Source organism: Bacillus sp. FSL K6-2839 (genome assembly GCF_038003365.1).
Lineage (GTDB): Bacteria > Bacillota > Bacilli > Bacillales > Bacillaceae > Bacillus.
Window position 1 is genome coordinate 459817 of sequence record NZ_JBBOOZ010000001.1, and the last position, 13925, is coordinate 473741.

At 39.6% G+C, this 13925-nt stretch carries 15 protein-coding genes and 1 pseudogene; 9 read left to right on the forward strand and 7 right to left on the reverse strand.

The genetic code is table 11. From position 1 onward, the window contains the following. Positions 1-363: 363 nt before the first annotated feature. The 3 genes from MHH26_RS01960 to MHH26_RS01970 all read left to right on the forward strand — a co-directional run bounded on the left by MHH26_RS01960 (position 364) and on the right by MHH26_RS01970 (position 2496). Positions 364-867: a hypothetical protein gene (locus MHH26_RS01960; RefSeq protein ID WP_106038445.1), complete on the forward strand. Its 504-nt coding sequence runs from the start codon at positions 364-366 to the stop codon at positions 865-867. 78 nt (positions 868-945) lie between these two features. Then, positions 946-1953 carry a zinc-binding alcohol dehydrogenase family protein gene (locus MHH26_RS01965; protein ID WP_307499317.1) on the forward strand — a complete coding sequence of 336 codons (1008 nt, stop codon included), beginning with the start codon at positions 946-948 and terminating at the stop codon, positions 1951-1953. A gap of 15 nt (positions 1954-1968) precedes the next feature. Then, positions 1969-2496 carry a YfiT family bacillithiol transferase gene (locus tag MHH26_RS01970; RefSeq protein ID WP_340972087.1) on the forward strand — a complete coding sequence of 176 codons (528 nt, stop codon included), beginning with the start codon at positions 1969-1971 and terminating at the stop codon, positions 2494-2496. A 76-nt stretch (positions 2497-2572) separates the two neighbouring features. Here the strand turns inward: MHH26_RS01970 and fabZ are convergent. Then, a pseudogene (fabZ, locus tag MHH26_RS01975) lies at positions 2573-2863 on the reverse strand (3-hydroxyacyl-ACP dehydratase FabZ); the annotation flags it as partial. A gap of 141 nt (positions 2864-3004) precedes the next feature. Here fabZ and MHH26_RS01980 point away from each other — a divergent pair. Continuing rightward, positions 3005-4015 (forward strand): ketoacyl-ACP synthase III, encoded by a 1011-nt coding sequence (locus MHH26_RS01980; protein ID WP_075611048.1) that lies wholly within the window; start codon positions 3005-3007, stop codon positions 4013-4015. A 445-nt stretch (positions 4016-4460) separates the two neighbouring features. Further along, positions 4461-4739 carry a DUF1648 domain-containing protein gene (locus MHH26_RS01985; protein ID WP_307499319.1) on the forward strand — a complete coding sequence of 93 codons (279 nt, stop codon included), beginning with the start codon at positions 4461-4463 and terminating at the stop codon, positions 4737-4739. Between the two features lie 389 nt (positions 4740-5128). Here the strand turns inward: MHH26_RS01985 and MHH26_RS01990 are convergent, their stop codons facing one another. After that, complete coding sequence (locus MHH26_RS01990; protein WP_095286102.1) at positions 5129-5431, reverse strand: hypothetical protein; 303 nt, start codon at positions 5429-5431, stop codon at positions 5129-5131. 313 nt (positions 5432-5744) lie between these two features. Further along, positions 5745-6224: a MarR family transcriptional regulator gene (locus MHH26_RS01995; protein WP_003217817.1), complete on the reverse strand. Its 480-nt coding sequence runs from the start codon at positions 6222-6224 to the stop codon at positions 5745-5747. A gap of 168 nt (positions 6225-6392) precedes the next feature. On the opposite strand from MHH26_RS01995, the gene mprF reads away from it, so the two are divergent. The 3 genes from mprF to MHH26_RS02010 all read left to right on the forward strand — a co-directional run bounded on the left by mprF (position 6393) and on the right by MHH26_RS02010 (position 10407). Next, positions 6393-8963 carry a bifunctional lysylphosphatidylglycerol flippase/synthetase MprF gene (gene mprF, locus MHH26_RS02000; protein WP_307499320.1) on the forward strand — a complete coding sequence of 857 codons (2571 nt, stop codon included), beginning with the start codon at positions 6393-6395 and terminating at the stop codon, positions 8961-8963. Positions 8964-9054: 91 nt separating this feature from the next. Continuing rightward, positions 9055-9603, forward strand: a complete 549-nt coding sequence (locus tag MHH26_RS02005; RefSeq protein WP_034665029.1) for a thioredoxin family protein — start codon at positions 9055-9057, stop codon at positions 9601-9603. 336 nt (positions 9604-9939) lie between these two features. Further along, a complete protein-coding gene (locus MHH26_RS02010) occupies positions 9940-10407 on the forward strand; it encodes a thiol-disulfide oxidoreductase DCC family protein (protein WP_066031146.1) in 468 nt (155 codons plus the stop codon). A 36-nt stretch (positions 10408-10443) separates the two neighbouring features. On the opposite strand, the gene MHH26_RS02015 is transcribed toward MHH26_RS02010, so the two are convergent. Then, the gene (locus tag MHH26_RS02015; RefSeq protein WP_066031145.1) at positions 10444-11700 is read right to left on the reverse strand and encodes a transcriptional regulator; all 1257 of its coding nucleotides are present in this window, start codon (positions 11698-11700) and stop codon (positions 10444-10446) included. Between the two features lie 273 nt (positions 11701-11973). Between MHH26_RS02015 and MHH26_RS02020 the strand changes: the two genes are divergently transcribed. After that, complete coding sequence (locus tag MHH26_RS02020) at positions 11974-12561, forward strand: nitroreductase family protein (RefSeq protein ID WP_223256567.1); 588 nt, start codon at positions 11974-11976, stop codon at positions 12559-12561. 36 nt (positions 12562-12597) lie between these two features. Here the strand turns inward: MHH26_RS02020 and MHH26_RS02025 are convergent, their stop codons facing one another. From MHH26_RS02025 to MHH26_RS02035, 3 genes are all read right to left on the reverse strand, one after another. Then, on the reverse strand, positions 12598-12753 hold the full coding sequence (locus tag MHH26_RS02025) for a YfhD family protein (protein WP_034665021.1): 156 nt from the start codon (positions 12751-12753) through the stop codon (positions 12598-12600). A 61-nt stretch (positions 12754-12814) separates the two neighbouring features. Next, on the reverse strand, positions 12815-12928 hold the full coding sequence (locus MHH26_RS02030) for a YfhE family protein (protein ID WP_080869592.1): 114 nt from the start codon (positions 12926-12928) through the stop codon (positions 12815-12817). A gap of 52 nt (positions 12929-12980) precedes the next feature. Then, positions 12981-13877: a TIGR01777 family oxidoreductase gene (locus MHH26_RS02035; protein ID WP_340972093.1), complete on the reverse strand. Its 897-nt coding sequence runs from the start codon at positions 13875-13877 to the stop codon at positions 12981-12983. Positions 13878-13925: the final 48 nt, after the last annotated feature.

Here is a 13925-nt window from a genome sequence, read left to right on the forward strand (position 1 = left end):
TATGACATGTTGAAAAAATGAGTTCTACTTCAATTAAATTGTGAGGGAGATGAGAGTTTGCTAAAATCTACTGAACAGAGAATGGAAACACATGGATTCTTGACTTTTTGGATATTAGTGATCCAAATGACCGTTTTTTTCGTAAAGTAAGTACATTCTCATGAGGAGCACACTTCCTTTTTCAGCTACCGTGGCAGTCACCCTTGAACCAAAAAAGGATAACCAGCTTCCGCAAGGACCTGTCGTACTAAGCGCTGCATTTTAAGTTTGATTCATGAAGGGTGCCTTTTGGAGGCATCCTTTTTCTATTGAAAAAGGAAACTTTTTGGCAAATAAGACGTAGTACATATGGAGGTGAAACAGATGAAACCATACATAGAAAAAGAACTATTTCTCTTATCAGTCAGACACGCATGTATTGCATGTTATTTTTTAGTGTTTCCGTTTGCTGCACAAGTCCTTTATACCCCATCACCTTTATTGATCGCCCTCATCGCTCTTTTTATGACTCATAACTTAGTAGAATGTATCATTTGGTTTTACAAATCGAGAAAGATCAGGAAGTGCCAGTCAGGCGATCTCCCCAAACGAGGACACGTCTTTGTCCAGCTCATGCAGAGGCTGGAACAGCTGATGATGATCGGTTTTGTTGTTTTCTTTATCAATGAATGGCTACAGGGAGCGGCTGATCTCCAAACTCTTTCACTAGCTATTTTTCTATTGATGATTTTTTTCCTGCAGCACATTCAGTTTTATTACTTCCAGCTATTCTTTAAATCCAAAAGCTGGTTCTTCTATGTTCCTTCATTGCAAAAGGGACGTCCTTCTTATATAGCGAGGGAGCGAAAGGCTTTGAAGAGATCCTAAATGTGCAACCTATCCAAAAACATCAGAAAATTATGATAAAATGTGTAAAAGAAGCATGGAGAAAGGGTGTGCGAGCGAGTGAAAGCCGTTGGACTATTGGAGTACTTACCGATTGAGCATGAGCAAAGCCTGATGGATCAGGAAGTAGAAAAGCCTAAAGCAATGGGCAGGGATATACTGGTGAAGGTAGAGGCAGTCTCAGTGAATCCAGTTGATACAAAGGTGAGATCACCGAAGGATCAGAAGGAAGAAGAACTGAAAATTCTTGGCTACGATGCAAGCGGCACGGTTGTTGAAGTCGGTGAAGCGTGTACATTATTTCAGCCAGGTGACCACGTATACTATGCGGGAGATATCACGCGTCAAGGCTCAAATAGTGAGTATCAGCTTGTGGATGAACGGATTGTGGCGAAAAAGCCTGCCAATCTCTCCTTTGCAGAAGCAGCCGCGATGCCTCTGACGACCATTACGGCATATGAAGCGTTATTTGACCGGATGCATATGAAGCGAAATGCAGAAGGGGCAACACTGCTAATCATCGGTGGTGCAGGCGGGGTAGGTTCTATCGCCATTCAACTAGCCAAATTAGCGAATGCCACTGTGATCGCCACCGCATCAAGACCTGAAACAAAAGAGTGGTGTCTGTCATTAGGTGCCGATCATATCATTGATCATCATGAGCCGCTTCTCGTGCAGCTTCAGGAAAAAGGAATAGGCGAAGTGGATTTTATTTTATGCTTAAATGACACAGATGGACATTTCAAAGGCATGGCAGAAGCCATAAAACCCCAAGGCACGATCTGTACCATTGTCGAGAACCAGCACAACCTAGACATTCAATTACTCAAAAATAAAAGTGCTGCATTTGTATGGGAGTTCATGTTCACACGCCCTATGTACAAAACAGCGGACATGATCAAACAGCATGAGCTTTTGAAAGAGGCGGCTGAGTTATTTGAACAGGGGACATTGACGCATACCTTAACAAAGGTTCTCAGTCCGATCAATGCTGCTCATTTGAAACAGGCACATCAAACGCTTGAGCAAGGAAAAATGATTGGTAAATTTGTGCTGGAAGGATTTTAAGAGAGGGGAGAGCGTATGACGTCATTACAATATCCGATTGGCTTATATGAACCGGTTGAAGAAAAAACGAAAGAACAGCTTGAGGCATGGATTGATCAGTTGGCTGCGATTCCACAAGAGTATGAAGCGGTGACCTATCAGTTGACAGATGGTCAGCTGGATACACCCTATCGGCCTGGAGGATGGACCGTCCGTCAGCTCATTCATCACGTAGCAGACAGCCACCTGAATGCTTATTTACGATTCAAACTTGCGCTCACAGAAGAAACACCAAACATCCGTCCATATGATCAGGCGGGATTCGCCGAGCTTCCAGATAGCAAAGCGCCCATCAGCCTATCACTGCCCTTAATCAGCAGTCTGCACCGCAGGTGGGTTACTTTACTTCGGGGAATGTCAGAGGAAGACTTCAATGCGTTTTATTATCACCCAGCCGATCAACAAACGGTGTCCTTATATGATGCAACAGGAATGTACGTCTGGCATTCAAGGCATCACCTTGCCCATATCACGGAGTTAATCAAAAAAAATCAGTGGAATTAAAGGAGTCATCACATGTCTGGTAGAAGAATTGTCGGCGCCATGTTTATTTGCATGGCGGCATTGTTTTATATAGCGAAATATGTTCTTTTGGAGATACGTTATAGTAACAGCTTAATAATCCAATTTTCCCTCGATTTTCATCTTTCATTAACATAATAACTGCACTTACTTGTGCCAACGCTTCTACAATTAGAACACCTGGCAATACTGGATATTCTGGAAAGTGACCATTAAAGCACTCTTCATTAGTAGTAACATTTTTAATTCAAACTGCGCGTTTTCCCTCCTCTATTTCAAGAATACAATCAACTAATAAAAACGGATAACGATGTGGAATAATTTCTTTAATTTGTTGAGTATTGAACATGACTCCCTCTCCCTTTTTATATTTTCACAAGCGGATTTTCAATTATCAGTATTTTCATTTTTAATTTTTGACAATATTAGTATCTGGTACTAATATTAGATTATAAAACTTAGTGTAATTATAGTAAAGGGGGAGAAACAAATGATGTCAAAAGCAAGAATTACAGCTATTGGTACCTATGTACCTGAAAAGAAATTAACAAATTTTGAGCTTGAGCAAATGGTCGAAACAAGTAATGATTGGATTATCCAAAGAACAGGAATTCATGAACGTAGAATAACTCGTTCTGATGAATTTACCAGTGATTTATGTGTATCTGCTGTAAAAGATTTAATGCACAGATATAATAAAAAAGTTGAAGATGTAGATATGATTATTGTAGCAACTAGTACACCAGATTTCCCATTCCCATCTGTTTCCAGCATAATACAGGATCAATTAAATATAAACCAAGCAGGTGCTATAGATTTAAGTGCAGCGTGTGCAGGATTTGTTTATGCATTGCATACAGCAAACGGTTTAATTTCTTCTGGACTCCACAAAAAGGTATTAGTTATTGGAGCAGACACAATCTCAAAAATTACGGATTATGCCGATAGAAGTACATGCATTCTATTTGGTGATGGTGCTGGTGCAGTATTAGTTGAAAGAGATGAACAATCCAACGACTTCATTGGATTCCATCTAGGAAGTGATGGAAGAGGAGCGCAACATGTATATCGTTCTGGACTATCAAAAAAGGTCAATGATATTGAGTTAATCGATACTCAATGTCTTGTACAAAATGGTAGAGAAGTTTTTCGATGGGTTGTAAGAAATATTCCAGACAGCATACGAAAGATTTTAGAAAAAACACAAACGAGTTTAGATCAAGTTGATTGGTTTATACCCCATAGTGCTAACTTAAGATTGATAGAACCAATTTGTGAAAAATTAGAATACTCATTGGAAAAGACACTTTATAGCTTAGTCAATTATGGAAATACCTCTGCTGCTACAATTCCTTTAGCTCTTGACCTTGGAATCCGTGAAGGAAAAGTCAAAAATGGAGATCGAGTTCTTATGTACGGTTTTGGGAGTGGTTTGGTTCACGCAGGACAACTTTTAGAAATAAATTTTGACCAACTAATTAATGCTCCAACCCCGTTGTAATAGATTTTACATAATGATTGACAAAGAAATGAATTTGATTTTAAGAATTGGTTGCCAATTGACAACTCAGTTTGCTTATCTTCAATTATTGGGTGCGATAGTTAAATATTACATTTTTTAGTAAATTGAAAGTTTGAAGGTGCGAACTAGGGATTATTTATATAAGAAAGGCTGTGAAGTTAATTAAGAGATTATAAAGCAATGCTATTTGATTTAGATGACACCTTACTTAATAGTGATAGGGTTCCGCCAGCATTTCGGAAAAAAACCACGTTAAGCAAAAACATACAATAAGCCGACAGCTTATTTACATAAAATTCGTTATTGGAAGTGCATTTTTGTCATTAATTACTTTGAGGGTTATAAATTAAAATACATATTTTACAAATGATATATTAACATTCTATAATTAATTATAATGATTTTTTGGTGGGTAAGGAGAGATATGTATTGGTTATTTAACAATAAAGTTCTTTTAGCAGTTATTGTATTAACATTTTTAATTTCTATCTTAGCTTATCCGTTTAGTTATAACGAAATTCCGATACATTTTAATGGATGGAATGAGTCTGATTTAATTGTAAAAAAATATAACGGACTTTTTATTTCTCCAGTATGTATGATTATTGCCTATTATATGAATAAAATTTCAATTCAAGCTTTCTATGCAATATATTTATTTGCGATTCTTCAAATGGTAATAATTTATATGGCTATATATTAATTTAAATTATTATTTGATCTTATTCTAAGGAAAACATGAATACTTTATACAAACCTAATTAACATAACGTCTCATTTAACGGTAGCAAATATAGAGGAGGAACCCTACTCTCACAAGGGACCCCCTTTTTTTGTTCTATAAATCTATACATTTTTTTATACATTCCTATCTGGCGCGGTTTTAGGGTCCTTGTTTGTTACTGGATTATCTTAAAAGTTGTATAAAATCTTGCATACTCTTAGCATGTTTTTTTCCGAAATTCTGGCGGTACCCCTTAGCGTGGGTTTTATGTCATTTGGTTGGCGGGACCCCATTCCTGGTATTGCCCGGAAGTTTATTTTTTGAACTTCCTTAAAAATCAAAACTATTGCACACACCACCTTCAAAAATCATTTCGTGTCACCGGTCAGCTCGTAATCATCTTTATCAAAAGAAACTGTCACTCTGTCCAAACGATTTCCACCAGGATACAAAGTAAGCTGTTGGTCAAATTTTATTCCAAAGGGTGAGACTGTTTGATGGATCAGGTTTAAAACCTTAAAACATTCCAAGTCAACTCCTTCTTTTAATTGATTCTTAAGATTAATAAGAATCAAACTTTCAACTTGTTCAAATTTAGGTTTACGAGTTGATATTCCCTGATCTTCACAGAGTTTTATCAACAAATTTTTATAATGATCTCTTTCTGCCATAAATACACCTCACTAATAAATAGGGAATTAGCAAGATGAATAACATTTCTTCTGCCTGGAAAACTCAATTCTTTTATTCGTTTTTATATGACTTCTTATAACGATCTAACTTACTCTTAAATGTTTGGAATACTTCTTCTGTATCTCATCAGTACTTTTACAGACCTTACAACTTAAATCATGCCCTCCACCAACTACCTTTTATGGGATGACAGGGGAGTTATTCAAAAAACGTTTATCCTCTCAGATAAACAAGTAGAAGAAGAACTAAAAAAGACGGATCTCAAGTGACCGTCTTTTTTCCTTTTCATGTTTAGCCGCGTTCAGGACGCAGTGCTTTTTCTAAAATAGCTAGACCTTCGTTGACTTTTTCTTTTTCCTCGTCATTGAGTCGTTGCAGGGAATTTTTGATTTTTTCGTGTCCTTTTTGATAAATGCTTCTGAAAATATTTTTCGCTTCCTCCGTTAGTTCTACGACAATGATTCTCCGGTCACGCTCAGAGTGCTTTCGCTCAACAAAGTGAGACTGTTCTAACCGGTCAAGCAGACCTGTCATATTGGACAAAGACGCGCCCATTTTTTCAGCGATTTCGGATACTTTGAGAGAGCCATGGTTATTGAGCAGCATGAGCACCTTCATTTGAGGCATACTCATATCGAGCTTCATCCATTCTGAAACATCTCCAAGACCTGCAGCTGTGAGTACTTTCATATAAAGCACCCATGTCTTTTTTTCCTCTGGAGATAGAATCTCTTCTTTTAATACAGTGGTGTCATGAATATTATATTCCACGCTTGTTCACTTCCTTTAAGCGGCTCTTTTCTCTATACTACTGATTTTTACTTCTAATTGAAAGGTTCGTCAAGCTTTTGAATGTTAAACTGCATGAATCAAGTGGTATTTGTTGTATAATAATGTTCAGTCTAAATAAATGAAGCAACCTAGAAAGTTGGGGAAAACATGTGGAACAAAAAAACGGGTATGACGATCTTAAAAATGCTTTTTCCGATCGTGATCATCCTTGTCTTAATTTTTGTCGCCAAGCAGGAGCTGAGCGGCCTTTCCATTAAAAAGACATTTTATATTATTGACAGCTTGAATCGAATGGACTTGTTTATTCTTGTCTTTCTTGGACTTGTCGCAGTGTTATCGATGTCCTTATATGATTTTATTTTACGAAGAAACCTTAATATGCCCATCAGCGGCTGGAAAACGATTCGCATTTCCTGGATTGCGAACTCCTTTAACAGTGTCCTTGGGTTCGGCGGTCTTTCAGGAGCAGGGCTTAGAACGCTTCTATACAAGGAGTACATAACCGATACGAAAAAACTGCTGAAAGGCATTGCCCTTTTGACTTCCTCGGTCCTTTTGGGTTTATCTATTTTCAGTGATCTGATCTTGGTGAGGGTGCTTCCTGTTGAAAGTATTATCAGCCAAGAGCCGTGGCTATGGGCTTTTGTTATTATCTTTGCCTGTATTGTGCCCATTTACATCATTATGGCGTCCGTTCGAAAAAGCTCGATTGAGAGCGGCGAAAGTGGACTGAAGCATCCGATTTACGCTTATATCGGTGCATCGTTTTTAGAATGGCTGGCAGCTGGTCTTGTCATGTACATGGCTGTCGTCTCTATGGGGATGAACGTCGATGTCCGGATTGTATTAGGCGTATTTGCGATTGCGTCAATCGGCGGTTTAATCAGTATGGTTCCGGGCGGATTTGGTTCGTTTGATCTCATCTTTTTACTCAGCATGCAGTACATTGGGTTTGATAAAGAGATGGTGCTGACGGCGCTCGTTTTGTACCGCTTCGTGTACTCGATCTTCCCGTTTATCCTTGGGCTTTGTCTAGCTGCTTACGATTTAACGGGAACGACGCTTAGACGTCTTGAAGGCAATCCGAGAATGGCACCTGCCATAGAAACAACGAACGTCTTAATTGTGTTGCACCGTGCTTTATTAATCCGTTTATTGTACGGATCATTATCAATTTTAACCTTCGGAAGCGGCTTGCTCATCATGGCGTCTGTTGTGCTTCCTGTCGATCGATTAGGTGTGATTACCAGCATTCCACGTTTTCTGTTATCAGGATTTAATGGTCTTTCTTTAATGTTCGGAATCATTCTGATGATATTGTCCATTGAAGTGTATAAACGAACAAAAAGATCGTACGTGCTGACGATGATCGCCCTAGCAGGCGGCTTTGTGTTTACTTTGTTAAAAGGATTTAACCTGAGTCTCATCTTTATTCTGCCAGTCATCATGGCTGTATTTTTCTCTCTTCGAAATCAATTTGTGAAGCAGCAGGCCCCTTATTCGTTGTATCAGTTTGTGGCGGCCGCCGCTGGATATTTACTCGTGCTGTTTAACTATAATGTCATCGGCAACTTTATTTGGACAAAAATTGGGCATTTCTTGAGTAAGGATTACCTGGTGCATAATGAACGGCATATCACGATGACGAGCATGATTGCTCTCATCGGTGTACCACTTTTCTTTTTCATTAGTAAATTGATTTTTAATAAAAAAGCATTTCCTATTGGAGAAATAGCAGATGAGGAAAAATTAAAAACGTTTTTAGAGGAAAAGGGCGGAAATGCCCTCAGTCATCTTGGCTTTTTAGGCGATAAAAAATTATTTTTCTCAAGTGATGGAGAGGCGATGCTTCAATTTGGACGAATTGGCCGCTGCGTCATTGTGCTCGGAGATCCCTCTGGACGTAAAGCGTCCTATCCACTTGTGCTTGAGGAGTTTTTACAGCAGACCGAAAAAGCAGGCTATCGTGTCGCTTTTTATCAAGTAGAACGGGAAGGGATGGCGCTTTATCATGACTTAGGCTTTCATTTCTTTAAGCTTGGAGAAGAAGCCATGGTCGATTTAGAAACGTTCTCTCTCTCCGGTAAGAAAAAATCAAATTTACGGGCTGTGGTCAATAAGTTTGAACGAGAAGGCTATACGTTTGAAATGCTGGAACCGCCTTTTTCAGATGAGTTCATTTCAACCTTAAAACAGATTTCTGACAGCTGGCTCGGAAAGAAAAAAGAAAAAGGATTTTCGCTCGGCTATTTTCAAGAAGATTATCTTCAAAAAGCACCGGTTGCGATTCTGAAGGATGAACAAGGGGAGATCATTTCTTTTGTGTCACTAATGCCGATGTATCAAGAAGGGGAGATTTCCATCGACTTAATGCGTCATATGCATGATGCACCGAACGGGATGATGGATGCGCTGTTTATCCACCTTTTTCAATGGGCGAAAGAAAAAGGCTACAAATCCTTTAACATGGGAATGGCGCCTTTATCAAATGTAGGGACGTTTCATCAGTCCTTCCTCACGGAGCGTTTGGCGAGTGTCATTTTCAACAACGTCAGATTTATGTACAGCTTCAGCGGATTAAGGTCGTTTAAACAGAAATATAAACCCGAGTGGCGCGGAAAATATTTAGCGTATAAAAAGAATACATCATTACCTGTCACAATGGTGCTTGTCACCAAGCTGATCGGGATGGACCCAAATCGCAACCGGCGTCCATAGATCAAAAACCTTTACCTTTCACTAGGTGAAGGTTTTTTTAGACAAAAGAATAGCAAAAGTGGTAAAGTTGAAGGGTAAGGGGGATGTAAATATGACATTAAATGAATGGTTTACAAAGGGATTAACTGAACGTACATATGTACACAACATGGAGAAAAACCGAGAAAATCTGCTCACGGTGTACAATCAGTACGCAATTCATCAAAAAGAAAAAGAGCTGCTTCAAAAGCTGCAAAAGAAAAAGCTCAGAGCGCTTGTCATCACAGCGGATTGGTGCGGGGATGCGATGGTCAATGTACCAATTTTCATGCGTATCGCGAGTGAAGCACTCATTGATGCGCGCTATTTCATTCGGGACGAGCATCTAGATCTGATGGATCAGTATTTAACGAACGGGACCGCAAGATCGATTCCGATTATCGTGATCATTGATCAGGACGGGAATGAAGTAGGAAAATGGGGGCCACGCTCAACAGAAGCACAGCGCTTTGTTGATGAGAAAAAACCAGACAAGGATGCACCTGATTTTGAAGAAGCTTTTCAAGTATTTGCGAAAGAAGCCGCACACCACTATACGACAGATCGTTACTTATGGAAAGATATTGAGAAAGAAATAGTAGAAGTTTTGGAAAAAATATAAACCAAAAGACTACTTCGCCGCAACGGGAAGTAGTCTTTTTTTATCTTGTTTTTGCGTCTCACCTACAAAACACCGCATAAAGATGTAGAAAAACCGCAGAATTCTACAAAAAACCGCAGAAAACCGCAAAGCATCACGATTTTCCCAACCATTTTTAGTTGAAAAACCTCATGTGTGCCATGAAAACCTCAATTTTGCCCTTATCTAAAGGCTCATATAACGCACGTTGGTTTGCTTTTTCCCAATACAAGAGGCCCAGCAACTATAGTAATCTAGTTGTAATCTCCTTTGAACGAACTAAAAAACAAATGACGGAAAAGGGCTGGCGATCAATCTATGAAAAAAATCATTTATCTCGATCAAGAAAAAAAGAAGCTCGCTGAATCGAAAAAAAGAGAACAGCGTTCCATCAAATCACTGAGGCTGCTTGTGTTTTATGACGGGCAAAGTCCTTCATGTGCAAAAGCGATTGACTTGTTGAAAGCTCTCGATTGGAAGAACCGTATTCATTTTGAATCCTTTAGGCATTCGCAACTGCTCAAGCTGAACAAAATAAGTGAAGAGAAGGCAGAAAAACGAATCGTGTCTATTTCCTTAGCCAAAAACCAAAAAAATTCGGGGATCTATACGTGGCTGCGAATTGCCTGCAATATCCCTGCATTATGGGGAACGGTCCCATTCATCGTGCTCAGCATTTGGTTAGGCTTTGGACAGCATGCGTATGATTATTTTGCGAGAAAACGGTACATTCATTCTGTCAAACAAGTCACTCGTCCTGGTACAGATCAACAGAAGACCATTTAATGAATTGGAAAAGCATGACCTTCGATCGGCAGAAGGTCATGCTTTTTTGTAATAGGGAACATATGATGCTAAGTGATCAAGCAGCGTTCTCGTATAGGACATATATGCACGTTCGTCAAGCTCAGAAGCCGCATAGGAAAGCAAGGTTCTAAGAGCAAACAAGTACTCACTGTGCAGCTCATTTTGTTTAAAGTAAGGAAGGGCTGCTTCGATCAAATAGGTTTTCAAATCAAGAGGGTTTTCCTCAATCATCAATTTATAGATTTTGATCATATATAAACAATTTGGCTGAATACGAGGCTGTTTTAAGAGCTCGTGTATGTAGGGAAGTGCCTTTTTGCGGTCGTATTCAGCATATAATGTCGCAATTTCATACAATGTTTCACAGTAACGGTCTTCTATCTGTTCTTGATTAAAGTAATTGAGTGAATCTAGTAAATAAGGCACAGCTGAAGAGAAATCGCCTTCACGTTTTAAGAGCACCCCGTAATAAAAATAAGCCGTCATTTTAATATAGGCATCAGGATAAAGGGACGTGTGCATAATCACTTCTTTTAAATATTTCTTCGCCGTTTGAAAGGCTTTTAGTTCCAGTGAGATCACGCCATGAATGAGTGTACAGTGAATAATCCGCTTGAAATTGTTCTTTTGTCTATATAAATCCATCGCTTGATGTGTCGCTTCAAGCGCATCACCAAGATGTCCCATATTTCCGAGTGCTTTTGCATAGTGATAATATAGGTCACTTTGTTCAACAGACGCGTAAGAAAAGCAGCTCTCAAGTTTTTTTAAGCCTTCTTCAAGCTGACCATTTTTTATTAGATGAATGCCATCTAAATATTCGAAAATTTCTTTTTCTGTTTCAATAAAGGTTTTTTCAAACTTTTTAAGCACGCGGTGTGTTTTTAAGGCAAGCGGCTGTTTGTCCGTTAATAAATAAAATTGAAATAAGGACAGATGATACTGAATGCCTAAATCCAGCGAAAAGAACTGTTCCTCGTGCTGAATGATCATTTCTGCATTTTGTTCTGCCTGATCGAGTGCATAGAAATACATATTCATTTGAAACTCGTCCAAGAGTGACAGCAGGTGACGCGCCTTTTGTGACAGCGTTTCTTGACTGATGCCCAGCCGTTCAAGCAGTAAATTGATGGTATCTTGATTGGCCTCCTTTGAGCCATTTTCGATTTTACTTAAATGAGAGACAGAACAAATTCCTTCTGCCAATTCAGATTGGGTCATATTTTGTTTATAACGGTAGAGCTTGATGATTTGCCCGATATTGATTTTCATTCCATCCAGAAGCCTCCCTTCCAATCATGGGTTGAAAGCCTTTTGACAAAATAACCGAATCAGACAAAATGGGAATACCTGAAACCATTTCATCATACTGGTTTTTTTATCAAAATTTGTTTAAAACGTAATATGATTGTAACATTACTTGAAAAAGTCAAACAACTTTTTAGCAGACAGGAAGGGAAACACCATTTGCAAATTGCCCTAAATGATGTTTATAATGTGAATGAGAATCAATTTCAATTAAGATTGATTGAAAGGATGACAGATATGCCAGAAATCAAACAACAAACAGAAGCGTTAACGATTCGAGACGCTGTCAGATATAGACGATCCATTCGAAAATTCAAAGAAACGCCGGTGACCATTGAGCAGCTTCAGCCGTTATTAGAGGATGCAGTCTATGCACCGAACCATAAAATCACGGAGCCATGGCGCTTTCTATATGCGGTGACGGATGAGGCCAAAGCAACTTTTGTTGATCGCTTCATTGCGTTCTTTCAGCGCAACAACCCAGATGCAAAGGAAGAAAAGATCAATCAATATAGAGATTACTTTTCTAAGGTCCCAGCGCTTTTACTTGTCGTGCTAAAAGAAGACGAGAATCCTGTGGTGAGAAATGATGATTTTGCCGCTGTGAGTGCGCTCATTCAAAACTTCCAGCTGCTTGCTTGGGATCAGGGGATCGGTATGGTCTGGAAGAGCGGCCGCATTTTATATGACAAAGGCTTTCAACAGGACATGGGCTTAAAGGAAAACGAGCGTTTTGCTGCGATCCTTCACATTGGTTATCCAGAAGAGGTGCCTGAGGAAAAATCACGTCAGAAAGCATCAAGTCTTTTAACTGAAATTCAATAAAAGAAAAGCAGACCGCTAAAGTGTCTGCTTTTTTACTTATTGTTTTTTGGCGCGCTGGTCGGCTGCTTTCATACGTGCCATTGCTTTTACGTCATTCGGATCTGCAAGTTCTTTGGAAAATTCAACATATTCGCCATCCGTCTCTTGTGCTGCAAGCTCGTGGTTGGATTTTTGGTGTTGGTCTTTTTTCAAAGCCTTTCCCTCCTTTACAAGATCACTTTAGTTATGTGCTTGTTGGAGTGGAATATCCATCTTATTTGTTTCTTTTTTCTGCTGCTGCTCTTTCTGCTTTTTTGAATTCCTGCTGATACAGGACTTCCTGGGTTTTCTTCAGCTTTGAAGTTGGCTGGTGTTCTTTTTTCTTCATCAAAATCGCCCCCTCATCTCATTTCTAATAGGATGGGTGTTTTTGACAAAATTTATTCCTCTGAATGCAAAATCGCTCCTTTTAGTTCAGGATGCAAAAAGTCATAAGAAGAAAGCAGCGCCTTTTTCGGCAGCGCACGCTGGCCTTCTAAAACAAGTAATGACATTTCACCAAGTGCCGTTTGAATGACAAAGGATGGGACCTTCAGCCAGTGAGGGCGGTGAAGGGCAGACGCAATCGTTTGTCCGAGCTGCTTCATTTGCACAGGATTCGGTGATGTGACATTGAGTGGACCTGAGAAGTCGTCATGGTGTATCGCATAAGCAATGAGGTGTGCCACATCTTCGACATGAACCCATGAAACCCATTGCGAACCAGAGCCGATCGTCCCGCCGGCAAACAGCTTATATGGCAGAGTCATCAGTGGCAGTGTACCTTTTTCTCCTAACACGACACCAAACCGTGTGTAGACGGTACGAATGCCGAGTGCTTCAATCTTTTGCCCCTCAGCTTCCCAAAGCTTTGAGGTATGACTTAAGAAATCAGTATCCGCAGGAGGTGATTCCTCCGTAAAATCTCCTGTTTGAGACGTGCCATAAATTCCGACAGCACTAGCTTGAATGAGCACAGATGGTTTCGATTCCTGCGCTTCTATAATGCGCCTCACTTCTTGTGTGGATTGAATACGGCTAGAGAGGATGCCTTCTTTTGCCTTGTCTGTCCAGCGTGTGAAAATGGATTTTCCAGCAAGGTTAATCCAGACATCAATGGCAGGCAGTTCATGCTCAGGCGCAGCACCTTCTGTCAGCCACTGCACATAGTGTAAATGATTTTGTTCGGATTCCTTTGGATTTCTTGTTAAAATATATAGATGATGTCCTTCAGCAGCGAGCACTTTAGTGACGTGCTGGCCGATAAAACCGGTTCCTCCGGTGATGGCGATATTCAATTGATATCTCTCCTCTCATATATATACCTATATTTTTCACGATTTTGA

What these genes read in the sequence shown, in the direction of transcription:
- MHH26_RS01960 (WP_106038445.1), top strand. Translation starts at nt 364, where the DNA reads ATGAAACCATACATAGAAAAAGAACTATTTCTCTTATCAGTCAGACAC.
- MHH26_RS01970 (WP_340972087.1), top strand. Translation starts at nt 1,969, where the DNA reads ATGACGTCATTACAATATCCGATTGGCTTATATGAACCGGTTGAAGAA.
- MHH26_RS01980 (WP_075611048.1), top strand. Translation starts at nt 3,005, where the DNA reads ATGATGTCAAAAGCAAGAATTACAGCTATTGGTACCTATGTACCTGAA.
- MHH26_RS01985 (WP_307499319.1), top strand. Translation starts at nt 4,461, where the DNA reads ATGTATTGGTTATTTAACAATAAAGTTCTTTTAGCAGTTATTGTATTA.
- MHH26_RS01990 (WP_095286102.1), bottom strand. Translation starts at nt 5,431, where the DNA reads ATGGCAGAAAGAGATCATTATAAAAATTTGTTGATAAAACTCTGTGAA.
- mprF (WP_307499320.1), top strand. Translation starts at nt 6,393, where the DNA reads ATGTGGAACAAAAAAACGGGTATGACGATCTTAAAAATGCTTTTTCCG.
- MHH26_RS02005 (WP_034665029.1), top strand. Translation starts at nt 9,055, where the DNA reads ATGACATTAAATGAATGGTTTACAAAGGGATTAACTGAACGTACATAT.
- MHH26_RS02010 (WP_066031146.1), top strand. Translation starts at nt 9,940, where the DNA reads ATGAAAAAAATCATTTATCTCGATCAAGAAAAAAAGAAGCTCGCTGAA.
- MHH26_RS02015 (WP_066031145.1), bottom strand. Translation starts at nt 11,700, where the DNA reads ATGAAAATCAATATCGGGCAAATCATCAAGCTCTACCGTTATAAACAA.
- MHH26_RS02020 (WP_223256567.1), top strand. Translation starts at nt 11,974, where the DNA reads ATGCCAGAAATCAAACAACAAACAGAAGCGTTAACGATTCGAGACGCT.
- MHH26_RS02030 (WP_080869592.1), bottom strand. Translation starts at nt 12,928, where the DNA reads ATGAAGAAAAAAGAACACCAGCCAACTTCAAAGCTGAAGAAAACCCAG.